The sequence below is a fragment of the Streptomyces sp. R818 genome (assembly GCF_056172735.1).
Map to the genome: position 1 here is coordinate 99,949 of NZ_JAOCNE010000009.1, position 16,031 is coordinate 115,979.

A 16,031-nucleotide genomic window follows, 5' to 3' on the forward strand; every position below is an offset into this window, starting at 1 on the left:
AAGTGCCGGAAGACGCGACTGATCACGAGCGGTACGGACGAGAAGCGGAGCGACTGAGGTCATGGGCCGAGCGGATGCGAGAAAGGCGCGCAAGCGCGAGACGCGGCCGTCGGGCATACGCCGCTTCTTCACCTGGAAGAAGCTTCTGGGTGCGTTCTTCGGATTCGTGCTGCTGATCATGGGCGCGTTCGTGGTGCTCTACATGGTGATCGAGGTGCCCGAGGGCAACCCGGACGCCAAGCTGCAGAGCAACGTCTACAAGTACAGCGACGGCTCCACGATGGCCCGCACCGGCGAAGTCAACCGCGAGATAGTCGACTTGTCCGAGGTCCCCAAGGAGGTCCAGCAGACCTTCGTGGCCGCCGAGAACAAGTCGTTCTACAAGGACAAGGGCGTCGACCTGAAGGGCACCGCCCGCGGTGTCCTCAACACGGTCACCGGCAAGGGCAAGCAGGGTGGCTCGACCATCACCCAGCAGTACGTGAAGAACTACTACCTCACGCAGGACCAGACCGTCACGCGCAAGCTGAAGGAACTGGTCATCTCGCTCAAGGTGGACCGCAAGAAGTCCAAGGACGAGATCCTCGCCGGGTACATCAACACCAGCTACTACGGCCGCAGCGCGTGGGGCATCCAGGCCGCGGCGCAGGCCTACTACGGCATCGACGCCAAGAAGCTGAGCGTCGAGCAGGGCGCGTATCTCGCGGCGCTGCTCCAGGCCCCGAACCAGTACGACTGGGCGGTCGCCTCGGACACCGGCAAGAAGCTCGTCAAGCAGCGCTGGAACTACGTCCTGAACAACATGGTCGAGATGGGCCGCATCAGCTCCGCCGACCGCGAGGGCATGACGTTCCCGGTGCCGGAGGAGCCGAAGGCCGTCTCCGGCCTGCAGGGGCAGGAGGGCTACCTCTACCAGGCGGCCAAGGAAGAGGTCGTCAAGGACCTCGGCATCACCTCGGAACAGTTCGACCTCGGCGGCTACACGGTCACGCTCAACATCGACCGCAAGAAGCAGAAGCAGCTGGAGAAGGCGGTCGAGCAGCAGCTGACCGAGAAGCTGAAGTCCGGCACCAAGGCGGACAAGCGGGTGCAGGCGGGCGCGGTCTCCGTCAACCCGAAGAACGGCAAGGTCGTCGCGATGTACGGCGGCGCCGGCATCAGCAAGCACTGGCGCAACAACGCCACGCGCACCGACTACCAGCCCGCCTCCACGTTCAAGCCGATCATCCTCGCCGCCGCCCTGGAGAACAACGCCAAGACGCAGGACGGCTCGACGATCAGGGCGAACACCGTCTACGACGGCACGAGCAGGCGGCCGGTGGTCGAGAACGGTACGAAGGTCGGGTTCGCGCCGCCCAACGAGGACCAGCGGAGCTACGGTCCCGTCACCGTCCAGACGGCGACCAACAAGTCCATCAACTCCGTCTTCGCGCAGATGGGTGCCGACGTCGGCATGGACCAGGTCATGGCCACGGCCAAGAAGCTCGGCATGGAGGACGGCGACCTGAAGCCGTACTACGCGCAGACCCTCGGCACCATGGGCGCGAGTCCGCTGGAGATGGCCGGTGTCTACGCGACCCTCGACAACCACGGCAAGCAGGTCACCCCGCAGATCGTGAAGTCCGTGACCAAGGGGGGCAAGCCGATCGAGCTCAAGAGCGCGATCGGGGAGCAGGTCATCAGCCGCGCCGCCGCCGACTCGGTCACCTCGGTCCTCACCGGTGTGGTCGACGACGGTACGGCGAAGGTCTCGGTCCGCGACAACCCCTCGCGGGACGGCCGCAAGGTCGCGGGCAAGACCGGCACCTCCGACAAGAACCGCTCGGCCTGGTTCACCGGCTACACGCCGGACCTGGTGACCTCGGTGGGTCTGTTCGGTGAGGGCGCCCAGGGCACGGCCGAGGCCAACCAGCAGGTCACCATGGCAGGCGCCGGCGGCCGCCCCCGCGTGGACGGCGGCAGCTTCCCCGCGCAGATCTGGGCCCAGTACACCTTCAACTCCAGCAGCACTACCGCCAAGTTCGACCTCGACACCGACATGGGTGCCGCCGTCGAGCCCACCACCACGGCCCCCGCCACGCCGTCGACGCCGCCCACCAGCTCCGCGCCGCCGAGCACCCCGCCGACGTCCTCCGCGCCGCCGTCGACGCCGCCCACCAGCTCCGCGCCGCCGAGCACCCCGCCGACGTCCTCGGCGCCGCCGTCGAGCAGCCCGCCGGTGCCCTCGGACTCGGCCTCGTCGTCCTGGGGGTTCCCGGAGAACCCGGGCGGCGACGCCCTCGGCAACGGCAGAGACCCGGCCAACTGAGCACATGGCCGAGGGGCGCCGGGAACCACAGGTTCCCGGCGCCCCTCAGTCATGTGCGGGCAGGTCAGCCCCCGGCGTGCTGCACCAGCTCGAACCAGACCACCTTGCCGGTGCTGAGCCGCGTCGCACCCCAGCGCCGGGCGAGACGATTCACCAGGAACAGGCCGCGGCCGCCCTCGTCGGTGGCCCGGGCCTGGCGCTGGCGGGGCAGTTGGGGCACGTCGTCGCCGACCTCGCAGCGCAGCACGTCGGTGCGGAGCAGCCGCAGCGTGATGGGGCGCGAGGCGTACCGCACCGCGTTGGTGACGACCTCGCTCACGAGCAGCTCGACGGAGTCCGTCATCTCCTCCAGACCCCAGCGGGCCAGCGCGCTGCGGGCGAGACGGCGCGCCCGGCCGGGCGCGGAGTCCTCCGGGTCGAGGAACCAGTACGCGACGTCGCTCGGCGCGATCCCGTCGAAGCGGGCGGCGAGCAGCGCGATGTCGTCGTCCCGGTCGCCCGGGCCGAGCATGTCGAGCACGTCGTCGCAGAGCGCTTCCAGCGGCGGCGGGTGGTCGGGTCCGGTCAGTTGCGCGGTGGCGGCGAGCCGTTCCCGCAGCTGCTCTATGCCGGTCCAGACGTCGCGCAGGCGCGATTCGACCAGGCCGTCGGTGTAGAGCAGCAGCGTGGCGCCGGCCGGGGCGTCCAGCTCGACCGCCTCGAAGTCGACGCCGCCGACGCCGATCGGCGCCCCGGGCGGCACGCGCAGCACCTCCGCGCGCCCGCCGAGGTGCAGCATTATCGGCGGCGGATGCCCGGCGTTGGCGATGGTGATGCGGTGCGAGACCGGGTCGTAGACCGCGTACATGCACGTCGCCATGCGGTCCGTGCCGAGCCGCTGGGCCTGCTCGTCGAGGTGGTGCAGGACCTCCTGCGGCGGCAGGTCGAGCCCGGCGAGGGTCTGGGCGGTGGTGCGGAGCTGGCCCATGATCGCGGCGGAGGTCATGGAGTGGCCCATGACGTCGCCGACGACGAGGGCGACGCGGCTGCCGGGCAGCGGGATCGCGTCGTACCAGTCGCCGCCCACGCGCGCGGTCTCCGCGGCGGGCAGGTAGCGCGAGGCGAGCCGCACCCCGGTCGGGCGGGGCAGTGTCTCGGGCAGCATCGTGCGCTGCAGCTCGTCCGCGATGTACGCCTCGCGCCCGTACAGGACGGCCTTGTCGATGCCGAGCGCGCTGTGCGTGGCGAGCTGACCGGCGACGAGGAGGTCGTCGCCGTCGAACGCGGTCCGGTTCGGCTGGCGCAGGAAGACCGCCGCGCCGATCACCCGGCGGCGCCCGCGCAACGGAGCCAGGATCGCCCGCCGCCCCGTCGGCACCGCCCGGTCGCTGCCGAGGAGTTCGGGCAGCGCGGAGAGCGCCGCGGGGGAGTCCGCGAAGACGGGCCGCACCCCGCGCAGCACCTCGGCGAGCGCGCCGCCTGTGCGCACCTCGCACAGTTCCAGGCTGTCCGGCGCGAGTTCGATGGGCGGAATGACGACGGTGGCGGGCGGGGCGGTGCCGTCCGTCTCCGTGTCGTCGATGGCGTCGGGGATGCGGTCGGTGCGGCGCAGACGAAGCACCATCGGCCCGGCCGGGCGCTCGTCGCCGACGGGCAGCGGTTCGCGCAGGTAGACCAGTATCGCGTCGGAGAACGTCGGCACCGTCGCCCGGCACAGGCCCATCACGATCTCGTCGAGGTCGATGCCGCGCGCGATGCGGCGGGTCGCGGCGCCGACGAAGCGCAGCCGGTCGCCGTCGCGGCGCATCGGTGTGGGCTGGCCGACGGGGCGCGGCTGACCGCCGGAGCGCCGCTCGCCGCCCTCCGGCGGGCCCGTGGGGCGCACCGGCTCGGGGGACGGCGCGTGCGGCTGCGTGTGCTCGGCGTCCGCGGACGCCGAGGGCAGGGCGGCCGGGGTGCGGCGCGGCTGCTGGGGCAGGCCGTCACCGGCCGGGGCCGCGGAGGCCTGGGGGGCACGCCGGAAGGCCCCGCGGGGATCGGCGGGGCGGGCCGCCGTGCCGTGGTGGCGGCCTTCGTGCGAGGTCGGGTACTCCGTCACGCGTGTCGAATCCGTCCGTCCGGGGCTGCGCGCCGTGTCGCTGGCCGGTGCGCCGGCAGTTGGGGAACAGCTGGTGCCCGCAGGAAATCCGATACCCGGATCGGGTGTGCCGGGAACGGGACTTCCGCGTCGTACAGGTCGGCGCCGGGGTACGGGTACGGGCCGGTCGAGCTCCGACCGGGCATGTCGGCCCCGCCCGCTCCACCCACGTCCACGCTCCCGCCGCCTCGATGACGTCACCGACACCGTGTCAGATCTTGTGCCTGCGCCGTCTCTTGTCCACGTCGTCAGACCTGTTGAACACGCGAAGAGTTGCTGTCGAAGACGGTTTTTGTGCTCTTCTTCGCGTCGCTGTGCGCTCTTGCGGAGGACGATCCTACGTTTCCCCCGTGGGGGCGCATCAAGGGTCTCATGACGACACGTGCGCGGGCGTACGGTCCCAGTCGGCCGGCAGGGCGGGGACCGGCCACGACGGATCGGGACGCCAGTGCTCCCAGCCGTCCGAGAACGGCGGCCCCCAGCGCTCGATCACCTCGATCGCGCGGCGCCCCGCGTCCCGTACCTCCGCGGCCTGCTCCGCGCTCATCAGACCCGCGGCCTGCGCCTGCGCGAACTCGTCCTCGTCGTGCCAGAGCCAGCCGTGGTCCTGATACACCGACAGGTCGAGGAAGTGGTCCTCGGAGTCGACGCCGCCCGACCAGCGGGCCCGCGGCTCCTCCAGGTTCACGTACCAGTTGCGGAAGGTCCAGTCCGGCTCCCGGAACAGCCACACCGACCAGGGCTCGCCCGGCCGGGCCAGCTTGAGCACGCCCGCGCCGCTCCAGTGGTCGCGGCGCAGGGCGCGGGGCTTGGTGTAGCGGGTGGCGAGCGGCTCGCGGTGGACCGGGGTGCCGTCCGCCATCACGGGTTTCACGCACTCGGTACCGGGCGCCATCCACACGGCGAGCAGGTCCGCCGTGTCCCGTACGACCGTGACCGGGCGGCAGATGTGGAAGCCGTCGCCCCCGTTGGCGCGGTAGCGCCACAGGATCTGCTCCCCGGGCGCCCATCGCCCGCTTTCCCCGCCGCCGGTCCGGCCGTCGTCTGTCATGCGCAGATATTAGGTGCCGTCGGCATACGACGCTGCGGCACAGGTCACGAATACGTCATCCGGCCGCCTCGCCCGTCTCTGGCGCCTCTCATGCCCCACGCGTCACGGGCGCGTCATGCGCAGGACGTCGAGCGCCTCGTCGAGTTGTTCCTCCGTCAGGTCTCCGCGCTCCACATAGCCGCCCTCCAGGACGACTTCACGGATGGTCTTGCGCTCGGCAAGCGACTTCTTGGCGACCTTGGCGGCCTCCTCGTAGCCGATGTACTTGTTGAGCGGCGTGACGACGGACGGGGAGGACTCGGCGTACTCACGGGCCCGTTCGCGGTTGGCGGTGATGCCGTCGACGGTGCGGTCGGCGAGCAGCCGGGAGACGTTGGCGAGCAGCCGGATCGACTCCAGGACGTTCTTGGCGATGACCGGGAGCATCACGTTCAGCTCGAAGTTGCCCGCCGCGCCCGCCGTCGCCACCGTCGCGTCGTTGCCGATGACCTGCGCCGCGACCATCAGCGTCGCCTCGGGGATGACGGGGTTGACCTTGCCCGGCATGATCGACGAACCGGGCTGCAGGTCCGGCAGGTTGATCTCGGCGAGCCCGGTGCGGGGGCCCGACGCCGCCCAGCGCAGATCATTGGCGATCTTCGTCAGACCGACCGCGATGGTCCGCAGCTGCCCGCTCGTCTCGACGATGCCGTCGCGCGCGCCCTGCGCCTCGAAGTGGTCGCGGGCCTCGGTCAGCGGCAGCCCCGTGGCCCGCGCGACCTCGGCGATCACCGCGGCCGGGAAGCCGGGCGGCGTGTTGATGCCGGTGCCCACCGCCGTGCCGCCGAGGGGCAGTTCGGCCAGCCGGGGGAGGGCGGACTTCAGCCGCTCGACGCCGTAGCGGACCTGCGTCGCATAGCCGCCGAACTCCTGGCCGAGGGTCACCGGCGTGGCGTCCATCAGGTGCGTACGCCCGGACTTCACGACGTCGGAGAACTCCTCCGCCTTGCGCTCGAAGGAGGCGGCGAGGTGTTCGAGGGCAGGGATCAGATCGTGGGTGACGGCGGCGGTGGCCGCGATGTGGATCGAGGACGGGAAGACGTCGTTGGACGACTGCGAGGCGTTGACGTGGTCGTTCGGGTGGACGTCACGGCCGAGGCGCTCGGTGGCGAGCGTGGCCAGCACCTCGTTGGTGTTCATGTTGGAGGAGGTGCCGGATCCTGTCTGAAAAACGTCCACCGGGAACTGCTCGTCCCAGCGGCCCTCGGCGACCTCCGCCGCCGCGTCCGCGACCGCCTGGGCGATGTCCTTGTCGAGGACGCCAAGGTCCGCGTTGACCTTCGCCGCCGCCGCCTTGATACGGGCGAGCGCCTCGATGTGGGCGCGCTCGATGCGCTGCCCGGAGACGGGGAAGTTCTCCACGGCGCGCTGGGTCTGCGCCCGCCACTTCGCGTCGGCGGGGACCCGCACCTCGCCCATGGAGTCGTGTTCGATCCGGTAGTCGCTCATACCTCGTACAGCACGGGGGAGAGCGCGGGTGTTCCCGGAGAAACGCCGCGAGACCGCCGGACGGGCCGTTCGATTCAGCCCGTCCGGCGGATGACGGCCACGCGCGCGTGGTTACGCCATGCCGGGGCCGCGCACCGGGATGTGCGTGAACGTGGGTTCGGGCGCCGGGTTCTGGAAGAAGTCGTTGCCCTTGTCGTCGACGACGATGAACGCGGGGAAGTCCTCGACCTCGATCTTCCAGACCGCCTCCATGCCGAGCTCCTCGTACTCGACGACCTCGACCTTCTTGATGCAGTCCTGGGCCAGGCGCGCGGCCGGGCCGCCGATGGAGCCGAGGTAGAAGCCGCCGTGCGCGTCACAGGCGTCGGTGACCTGCTGCGAACGGTTGCCCTTGGCGAGCATCACCTTGGAGCCGCCGGCCGCCTGGAACTGCTCGACGTAGGAGTCCATGCGGCCGGCCGTCGTCGGGCCGAACGAGCCCGAGGCGTAGCCCTCCGGGGTCTTGGCCGGGCCCGCGTAGTACACCGGGTGGTCCTTCAGGTACTGCGGCATCTCCTCGCCCGCGTCCAGGCGCTCCTTGATCTTGGCGTGCGCGATGTCGCGGGCCACGACCAGGGGGCCGGTCAGGGAGAGGCGGGTCTTCACCGGGTACTTGGTCAGCTCGGCGAGGATCGCGTCCATCGGCTGGTTGAGGTCGATGTTCACCACGTCCGACGACTCATCGAGGTGCTCGTCGGTCGTCTCCGGGAGGAAGCGCGCCGGGTCCGTCTCCAGCTGCTCCAGGAAGACGCCCTCGGCGGTGATCTTCGCGACGGCCTGGCGGTCCGCCGAGCAGGAGACGGCGATGGCGACCGGGCAGGAGGCGCCGTGCCGGGGCAGGCGCACCACGCGCACGTCGTGGCAGAAGTACTTGCCGCCGAACTGCGCGCCGATCCCGATCTTCTGCGTCAGCTCGAAGACCTTCTCCTCGAGATCCTTGTCGCGGAAGCCGTGGCCGAGCTCGGAGCCCTCGGAGGGGACGTTGTCCAGGTAGTGCGCCGAGGCGTACTTGGCGGTCTTGAGCGCGTACTCGGCCGAGGTGCCGCCGACGACGATCGCCAGGTGGTACGGCGGGCAGGCGGCCGTGCCCAGCGAACGGATCTTCTGCTCCAGGAACTTCATCATGGAGGCCTCGTTCAGGACGGCCTTCGTCTCCTGGTACAGGAACGACTTGTTGGCCGAGCCGCCGCCCTTCGCCATGAAGAGGAACTTGTAGGCGCCGCCGTCGGTCGCGTACAGCTCGATCTGGGCCGGGAGGTTCGAGCCGGTGTTCTTCTCGTCCCACATGGTCAGCGGGGCCATCTGCGAGTAGCGCAGGTTCAGGTTCTTGTAGGCGTCGTAGATGCCCTTGGAGAGCGCCTTCTCGTCCTCACCTTCGGTGAGGACGTTCTGGCCGCGCTTGCCCATGACGATCGCGGTGCCCGTGTCCTGGCACATCGGCAGCACGCCCGCCGCCGCGATGTTCGCGTTCTTCAGCAGGTCGAGCGCGACGAACTTGTCGTTGCCCGACGCCTCCGGGTCGTCCACGATCCGGCGCAGCTGTGCGAGGTGGGCCGGGCGCAGGTAGTGCTGGATGTCGTGGATGGCCTCCTCGGCGAGCTTGCGCAGCGCCTCGGGCTCGACCTTCAGGAACGTACGGCCGTCCGGCCCCTCGGCGGTGGAGACACCCCCCGAGGTCACCAGCCGGTACGGCGTGGTGTCCTCGCCCTGGGGGAGCAGATCGGTGTACGCGAACTCAGGCATCTCGCCCATTCCTCACTCGGCAGACAGCGGCTGGCATTCGTTGGCAGCGCCAACCAGCGTAGAACCTGGCGCGGGGCGCGCCGCTGTGAGGTAAGGCTCAGTTCGCGGCTGTGTTCGCGGAGATCCCGACCTCCTGCCCCCTAGTCGCGATCTATCGCGTTTGGGTACGCTGCTGCCGTGGACCTTCACAAGCGCCCCAAGCCGAGCGCCCCCGCGGCGGACCCGACCGATCTGCGCGCCTCCGACGCCGACCGCGACCGCATCGCGGACATCCTGCGCGAGGCGCTCGCGGAGGGCCGGCTCGACGCGGACGAGCACGCCGAGCGCGTCGACGGCGTCTACCGCGCCAAGACGGTGGGCGAGCTGGAGCCGCTCGTCCGCGACCTGCCCGGCGCGCACACCCCGCGCCCCGCCGCGGCCCCCGCGCCGGGCCGCCCGGCGCCCGGCGCGATCCCGGCCGTGGCGGACGAGAACCTGGTGGCGGTGTTCAGCGCCGCCACCCGCAAGGGCCGCTGGCGCGTGGGCCGCCGCACGCACGCGTACGCCGTCTTCGGCAGCGTCGAGATCGACCTCAGCGAGGCGATCTTCGAACACCAGCAGGTCTACATTCGCGCCGTCTCGGTCTTCGGCAGCGTCGACATCCGCGTCCCGGAGAACATCTCGCTGCGCGGCAGCGGCGGCGGCGTCCTCGGCAACTTCGAGGTGGACGCGCTCGAGGCGGCCGACCCCGGGGCGCCCGTCGTCCACGTCGACGGCGTCGCGATCCTCGGCAGCATCGAGGCGCGGCCCAAGCGCGGCAAGATCATCGCCGACCTGCACAAGTACGTCGGCCGCTACGTCGACAAACGTTTGCGCAAGCACCTGGACTGACCACGCGCGAACGCCCTGACGGCGCCGTCGGTGAACTCCCTTGCGGGTACCGGCACTTCCGCTCTTCGGAACTCAGTGCATAGGCGTCGACACAGCGGGTAGAGCTTGCTGCATCGTCTCTCGCTCGCGAAAGCCGTCGTAAGCCGTCGTCAGGAGTAGACCGTGCTGCATCCGCCGCATCAGTCCCTGCAGGTCGCCGCTGTCCCGCCGCAGCGGGTGCCCGTGGGGGACCGGGACCAGGACGCACCATGGCACACGGAGGCCGTGTGCAGGCGCGACGAGGCGGGACTGTTCTTCGCCCCATCCAAGGAACCCACCGCCGCGCGCCTGTCGCGCGAGGAAGCGGCCAAGCGGGTCTGCGCCCGCTGCCCGGTGATGGTCGAGTGCCGCGAGCACGCCCTGCTCCAGCCGGAGCCGTACGGGGTGTGGGGCGGCCTCACCGCGGCCGAGCGCCGCGTGGTCCTCGCCCGCAGACGCCGCCGCGAGGTCGAGCTCAAGAAGTCGGCGCGGGCGGTGGCCGCGGCGGGCTGATCCGTACGCGTACGTGAACGGGGGCGCCTCCGGAGTCCGGGGCGCCCCCGCACACGTAGCGGTGCGGAAGGGGCGGGAGAGCGGCGGGCCTACTTGGCCCGGTCGAAGTCGACCGCGCTGTACGCGCGCAGCTTGCTCAGCCGGTGCTGGGAGTCGATCTGCCGGATCGTGCCGGACTTGGAGCGCATGACCAGGGACGAGGTCGTCGCCGTCTCGGAGCCGTAGCGCACGCCGCGCAGCAGCTCGCCGTCGGTGATGCCGGTGGCCACGAAGAACACGTTCTCGCCCGAGACCAGGTCGTCCGTGGACAGGACGCGGTCCAGGTCGTGGCCCGCGTCGAGCGCCCGCTGCCGCTCCGCGTCGTCCTTCGGCCACAGCTTGCCCTGGATGACACCGCCCAGGCACTTGATCGCGCACGCCGAGATGATGCCTTCGGGGGTGCCGCCGATGCCGAGGAGCAGGTCGACGCCGGAGCCCTCGCGCACGGCGAGCACCGAGCCCGCGACGTCACCGTCGGAGATCAGCTTGATCCGGGCGCCGGTCTCCCGGACCTCCTTGATGATGCCTTCGTGGCGCGGCCGGTCCAGGATGACGACGGTGACGTCCTCGGGCGCCGCCTTCTTCGCCTTGGCGACCCGGCGGATGTTGACCGAGACCGGCGCGTTGATGTCCACGAAGTCGGCGGCCTCGGGGCCGGTGACCAGCTTGTCCATGTAGAAGACGGCGGACGGGTCGAACATCGTGCCGCGGTCGGCGGCGGCCAGGACCGCGATGGCGTTCGGCATGCCCTTGGCGCAGAGCGTGGTGCCGTCGATCGGGTCGACGGCGATGTCGCACTCGGCGCCCGTCCCGTCCCCGACCCGCTCGCCGTTGAACAGCATCGGCGCCTCGTCCTTCTCGCCCTCGCCGATGACGACGACGCCGTCCATCGACACGGTGGAGACGAGGGTCCGCATGGCGCGCACGGCCGCGCCGTCCGCCCCGTTCTTCTCGCCGCGCCCGACCCAGCGGCCGGCGGCCATCGCGGCGGCCTCGGTGACGCGGACGAGTTCGAGGGCGAGGTTGCGGTCCGGGGCCTCGGAGGGGACCTCGAGCTCGGACGGAAGCTGGTGATGCTCGGTCATCGAGACGCACCTTTCTGTTCCGGGATTTCACCGGGATACGACGACGGCCGGATGAGGGTTATTACGGGTGACTCTATCGCCAGTACGACAATCTGAGCAGAGCGCCCCACGTATGAGCGGACTTGGGTGGTGCCAGGTGGCGCATATCGGGACCTCCCGCCGGAGATCATCCGGCGACCTGCGACGATGGGGCGCGTGGCAGGAAGAAATGGCAAGAAGACGGTCGGCAGCCTGGTCCTCTCGCTCGGCGTCTGCGTCGTCGCGGCCGGTGTCGCCTACGCGTTCATCCCGCATGACGACTCCAAGCAGCCGCCGATCAAGCGCGTCGACTACCGCATCGAGCTGCTCACGGCCCGGCGCGCGGCCTCGTACCCGGTGGCCGCCCCCAAGGGCCTGCCGAAGGCCTGGAAGCCGACTTCCGTGCGGTACGCGGGCGAGCCGAACGAGGCCTGGCACCTCGGCTTCCTCGACCCCGAGGGCCAGTACGTCGCCGTCGAGCAGTCCACGGACAAGCCGGCCCGGTTCATCGAGGACGCCAGCCAGGGCGCCGAGGAGACCAGCCGCAAGCGGACCATCAACGGCAAGCAGTGGCAGCGCTACGAGGGCGAGAAGTACGACGCCCTGGTGCTGACGGAGAAGGGGTCGACGACCCTGGTCACCGGCACGGCCGACTTCGGGCAGCTGACGAAGATGGCGACGGCGCTGGAGATGAAGAAGGGCGGGGACGAGGGCGGGAGCGCCGCTCAGTAGTTCTCGGTCTTCAGGTGCACGGAAAAGGGCCCCGGCTGGTGCCGGGGCCCTTTCGCGTGCGTACGGGTGTGGCTCAGACGGTCGTGATGACCTGGTCGAGCTCCAGGCGCGGGGAGCGCGGGAACCAGGCGTCCTCGCCCGGCTTGCCGATGTTGATGATCATCAGCGGGGTGTGGTCGTCGTCCAGGAACTCCTTCTGGACGCCGGCGAAGTCGAAGCCGGTCATCGGGCCCGCGGCCAGACCGGCGGCGCGCACGCCGACGATGAAGTAGCCGGCCTGCAGCGTGGCGTTGACCAGCGCGGCCTGCTCGCGGACCGGGCGCTCGGAGAAGAAGGCGTCCTTGGCGGCCGGGAAGTGCGGGAGGAGCGCGGGAAGCTCCTCGTGGAACTCGTTGTCCGCGGAGAGGATCGCGACCAGCGGGGCGGCGGCGGTCTTCGGCTGGTTGCCCTCGGCCATGTGCTTCACGAGGCGCTCGCGGGCCTCGGGGGAGCGGACCAGGGTGATGCGCAGCGGCGACTGGTTGAAGGCGGTCGGGCCGAACTTGACCAGGTCGTAGATCGCCTGGACCTGCTCGTCGGTCACCGGCTCGTCGGTGAACGTGTTCGCGGTGCGGGCCTCGCGGAAGAGCAGGTCCTGGGCGGCGGGGTCAAGAACGAGAGACATCGATCAACCTTCTCGGTACAGACGTTCGGCGTGCCGGCTGTGGCGATCCGATCCGTTCCGGATCAGCCGGTAGCCACGACAGTACGCGGATGAGGTTCAACTTTCAACCAAACGTCTGGTGACCCTGCACACTCGGCGTTCACTCGGCCCGCCCGGGGGCCGGGTCACTCTCCCTCGGCCGCCTCGCCCTCGCCGTCGTTCTCCTCGGCGAGCGCCGCGTCGAGCCTGGCCCGCGCGCCGTCCAGCCAGCGGCGGCAGACCTTGGCCAGCTCCTCCCCGCGCTCCCACAGGGCGAGGGACTCCTCCAAGGATGTGCCGCCGGTCTCCAGGCGTCGTACGACGTCGATCAGCTCGTCCCGGGCCTGTTCATAGCCGAGCGTCGCGTCGGCCGTGTCGGTGGTGGTCATGCGGTGGTCCGTCCTCAGGTGTCGGAGGTGTCAGGGGTGCGGGTGGGGGTGACGCGTACGGTGAACTCGCCCTCGGCGACCCTGGCGCGCAGCTCCTCGTCCGGCGCGGTCTCGTCCGGGGCGCGGACCACGTGGCCGTCGGCCTTCTGCAGGACCGCGTAGCCGCGCTTGAGCGTGGCCGCGGGGGAGAGGGCGACCACGCGCGCGTGGGTGTGCGTCAGGTCGGACTCGGCGCGGTCCAGGAGGTGGCCGAGCGTGCGGCGGGCCCGTCCCGCGAGCGCCGCGACCTGCTCCTCGCGCTCGTCGATCATGCGGTGCGGGTCCTGTATCGAGGGCCGGGAGAGGGCAGCGGCCAGGCCCCGCTCCTCGCGGTCGACGAACGCCTCCATGCAGCGCCGGGCCCGGTCGCGCAGCCAGCGCACCCGCTCGTACTCCTCGCCGACGTCCGGCACGACCTTCTTCGCCGCGTCGGTCGGTGTCGAGGCGCGCAGGTCGGCGACGAGGTCGAGCAGCGGGCTGTCCGGCTCGTGGCCGATCGCCGAGACGACGGGTGTGCGGCAGGAGGCCACGGCCCGCACCAGCTGCTCGTCGGAGAAGGGCAGCAGGTCCTCCACGCTGCCGCCGCCCCGCGCGACGATGATCACGTCGACGTCCTCGATCGCATCCAGCTCCTTCACCGCCTGGACGACCTGCGGTACGGCGTGCACGCCCTGCACGGGCACATTGCGCACCTCGAAGCGGACGGCGGGCCAGCGGTGGCGCGCGTTCTCCAGGACGTCGCGCTCGGCGGCCGACGCGCGGCCGCACACCAGCCCGATGAGCTGCGGCAGGAACGGCAGCGGCTTCTTGCGGTCGGCCGCGAAGAGGCCCTCCTGGCCGAGCGACTTCTTCAGCATCTCCAGGCGGGCGAGCAGCTCGCCGACGCCGACCGGGCGGATCTCCGCGGCCCGCAGCGAGAGCTGTCCGCGCGGCGCGTACCACTCGGGCTTCGCGTGCACGACCACCCGGGACCCCTCGCGGACCACGTCCGCCACCGCGTCGAACACCTGCCGGTAGCAGGTGACCGACACGGAGATGTCGTACGACGGGTCGCGCAGCGTCAGGAACACCACCCCGGCACCGGGTCTGCGGGAGAGCTGGGTGATCTGCCCCTCGACCCACACGGCACCGAGCCGCTCGATCCACCCGCCGATGAGCCGGGACACCTCTCCCACGGGGAGCGGGGCGTCCGGAGACGTATTGGCAGCCATGCCGCGAGGGTAGTCGCCGGCACTGACAGCGAAACGCCGCCGCCGATTCGGACCGGGCCTGTGTTCAGCGCGGCGGTGGGTCGGGTCGGGTTCGTGTTCAGCGCGGTGGTGGGTCGGGTCGGGTTCGCGTTCAGCGCGGCGGTGGACCGGGCCGGGTCGGGCCTGTGTTGCGCGGCGGCGGGCCGGGCCTGGTCTGTGGCCAGCGTGGCAACGGGCCCGGCCTGGGTGACCAGCGCGGCGACGGGCCCGGCCGGGGCTGTGCTCAGCTTGGTGGTGGCTCCGCCAGCCGGTTTCGCTGCGCCAGCAGCACCACGAGCCCCACCACCAGCCAGATCGCCCCGACCACCTGCGCCGCCCCCGACGCCTCCACGATCACCGCCACCGTGATCGCCGCGCCCAGGGCCGGGATCAGGACGTGGCGCCACCAGCTCGGCGGGCCGTCCTGGCGGCGTACGGCGAAGTAGCCGAAGACGCTCGCGTGCAGCAGCGTGAACGCCGTCAGGGCGCCGATGTCGACCACCGAGACCAGGTGGTCCATGCCGTCGTCGCGGCGGGCCGCCCATACCGCCGCCACGAGCGTGATCACCGCGGCGACGAGCAGCGCCGCGCGCGGGACGCCCGAGTTCGTGCGCGACAGGCCCTTCGGGAGGCGGCGGTCGCGGGCCATGGCGAACAACAGGCGACCCGCCGCCGCCTGACCCGCGAGCGCCGCGAACGCCGCCCCGATCGCCTTGCTGACCGCCACAAGGTCATGCAGCCAGCCCCCGACGGACGAGTCCACCGCGTCGTAGAACGCCGAGCCCTGCTTCCCCGGGTCGGCCGCGAGCTGCGCCGAGGTCACCGGCTCCAGGAGCGCCACCAGGTACGTCTGCGCCACGAAGAGCACACCGGTCAGCGCCAGACAGAACAGCACCGCCCGCGCCACCTTCGCCGAGCCGCCCGTCACCTCCTCCGCGAACGTCGCGATCGCGTCGAAGCCCAGGTAGGACAGGACCGCGATCGACACCGCGCCGACCACCGCCGACAAGGCGAACGCGCCCTGCGTCCCGTCCCCCGAAAGCGGCGACAGCCACCCCCGCTGCGCCCCGTCCCGCGCCAGCACCACGATCGCGGAGACCACGAAGACGAGGAGGACGACGATCTCCAGGGCCAGGACCGCGAAACCGACCCGCGCCGCCGCCCGTACGCCCCAGAGATTGAGGAGCGTCGTGATCACCACTGCCAGGGCCGTCCACACCCAGCGGGAGACCGAGGGGACCAGTGCATTCATCGCGATGCCGGAGAACAGGTAGGCCACCGCCGGGATCAGCAGATAGTCCAGCATCGCCATCCAGCCCGCGATGAACCCCGGCCCCTTGCCGAGCCCCACGCGCGCGTAGGCGTACACGGACCCCGCCCGCGGAGCGACCCGCACCATCTGGGCGTAGCTGAATGCGGTGAACGCCATCGCGACGGTCGCCACGATGTAGACGAGCGCGACCGCGCCGTGCGATTTCGCGTCCAGGGTGCCGAAGACCCCGACGGGCGCCATGGGGGCGATGAAGAGAAGCCCGTAGACGACGAGGTCACGGAAGCCGAGGTCGCGGCGGAGCGTGCCGTCCGGGACCTCGGGGGCGGCTGGTGCGGACATCGGGCCTCCGTAGATCGCGGGCCTTCAGTCTCCCCACGCGGGGGATCTTCGGCCTCCTGT

Annotated in this window: 13 protein-coding genes; 4 read left to right on the top strand and 9 right to left on the bottom strand. The window is 71.1% G+C overall.

Features of this window, described 5'->3' with window-relative positions:
* The first annotated feature begins 61 nt into the window (after positions 1–61).
* The gene (locus tag N5I75_RS23650) at positions 62–2,308 is read left to right on the top strand and encodes a transglycosylase domain-containing protein (protein ID WP_476680312.1); all 2,247 of its coding nucleotides are present in this window, start codon (positions 62–64) and stop codon (positions 2,306–2,308) included.
* Between the two features lie 64 nt (positions 2,309–2,372).
* On the opposite strand, the gene N5I75_RS23655 is transcribed toward N5I75_RS23650, so the two are convergent.
* The 4 genes from N5I75_RS23655 to N5I75_RS23670 all read right to left on the bottom strand — a co-directional run bounded on the left by N5I75_RS23655 (position 2,373) and on the right by N5I75_RS23670 (position 8,745).
* A complete protein-coding gene (locus tag N5I75_RS23655) occupies positions 2,373–4,385 on the bottom strand; it encodes an ATP-binding SpoIIE family protein phosphatase (protein ID WP_476680314.1) in 2,013 nt (670 codons plus the stop codon).
* Positions 4,386–4,794: 409 nt separating this feature from the next.
* Complete coding sequence (gene fomD / locus N5I75_RS23660; RefSeq protein WP_476680316.1) at positions 4,795–5,475, bottom strand: cytidylyl-2-hydroxypropylphosphonate hydrolase; 681 nt, start codon at positions 5,473–5,475, stop codon at positions 4,795–4,797.
* Between the two features lie 102 nt (positions 5,476–5,577).
* Positions 5,578–6,963 carry a class II fumarate hydratase gene (locus N5I75_RS23665; RefSeq protein ID WP_476680318.1) on the bottom strand — a complete coding sequence of 462 codons (1,386 nt, stop codon included), beginning with the start codon at positions 6,961–6,963 and terminating at the stop codon, positions 5,578–5,580.
* A gap of 111 nt (positions 6,964–7,074) precedes the next feature.
* Positions 7,075–8,745 (bottom strand): fumarate hydratase, encoded by a 1,671-nt coding sequence (locus N5I75_RS23670; RefSeq protein WP_476680320.1) that lies wholly within the window; start codon positions 8,743–8,745, stop codon positions 7,075–7,077.
* A 177-nt stretch (positions 8,746–8,922) separates the two neighbouring features.
* Between N5I75_RS23670 and N5I75_RS23675 the strand changes: the two genes are divergently transcribed.
* Positions 8,923–9,615 (top strand): DUF1707 SHOCT-like domain-containing protein, encoded by a 693-nt coding sequence (locus N5I75_RS23675; protein WP_476680322.1) that lies wholly within the window; start codon positions 8,923–8,925, stop codon positions 9,613–9,615.
* Positions 9,616–9,777: 162 nt separating this feature from the next.
* Positions 9,778–10,146, top strand: a complete 369-nt coding sequence (locus N5I75_RS23680) for a WhiB family transcriptional regulator (RefSeq protein WP_398198469.1) — start codon at positions 9,778–9,780, stop codon at positions 10,144–10,146.
* An 89-nt stretch (positions 10,147–10,235) separates the two neighbouring features.
* Here the strand turns inward: N5I75_RS23680 and glpX are convergent, their stop codons facing one another.
* Complete coding sequence (gene glpX / locus N5I75_RS23685) at positions 10,236–11,270, bottom strand: class II fructose-bisphosphatase (protein ID WP_476680324.1); 1,035 nt, start codon at positions 11,268–11,270, stop codon at positions 10,236–10,238.
* 195 nt (positions 11,271–11,465) lie between these two features.
* Here glpX and N5I75_RS23690 point away from each other — a divergent pair, with 195 nt between their 5' ends.
* On the top strand, positions 11,466–12,020 hold the full coding sequence (locus N5I75_RS23690; protein WP_476680326.1) for a DUF4245 domain-containing protein: 555 nt from the start codon (positions 11,466–11,468) through the stop codon (positions 12,018–12,020).
* Positions 12,021–12,093: 73 nt separating this feature from the next.
* On the opposite strand, the gene N5I75_RS23695 is transcribed toward N5I75_RS23690, so the two are convergent.
* From N5I75_RS23695 to N5I75_RS23710, 4 genes are all read right to left on the bottom strand, one after another.
* Positions 12,094–12,684, bottom strand: coding sequence for a malonic semialdehyde reductase (locus N5I75_RS23695; RefSeq protein WP_476680328.1), 591 nt, complete (start codon positions 12,682–12,684; stop codon positions 12,094–12,096).
* 164 nt (positions 12,685–12,848) lie between these two features.
* Positions 12,849–13,091, bottom strand: coding sequence for an exodeoxyribonuclease VII small subunit (locus N5I75_RS23700; RefSeq protein ID WP_476680330.1), 243 nt, complete (start codon positions 13,089–13,091; stop codon positions 12,849–12,851).
* Positions 13,092–13,105: 14 nt separating this feature from the next.
* Positions 13,106–14,341 (bottom strand): exodeoxyribonuclease VII large subunit, encoded by a 1,236-nt coding sequence (gene xseA / locus N5I75_RS23705; protein ID WP_476680332.1) that lies wholly within the window; start codon positions 14,339–14,341, stop codon positions 13,106–13,108.
* Between the two features lie 262 nt (positions 14,342–14,603).
* The gene (locus tag N5I75_RS23710) at positions 14,604–15,971 is read right to left on the bottom strand and encodes an APC family permease (protein ID WP_476680334.1); all 1,368 of its coding nucleotides are present in this window, start codon (positions 15,969–15,971) and stop codon (positions 14,604–14,606) included.
* Positions 15,972–16,031: the final 60 nt, after the last annotated feature.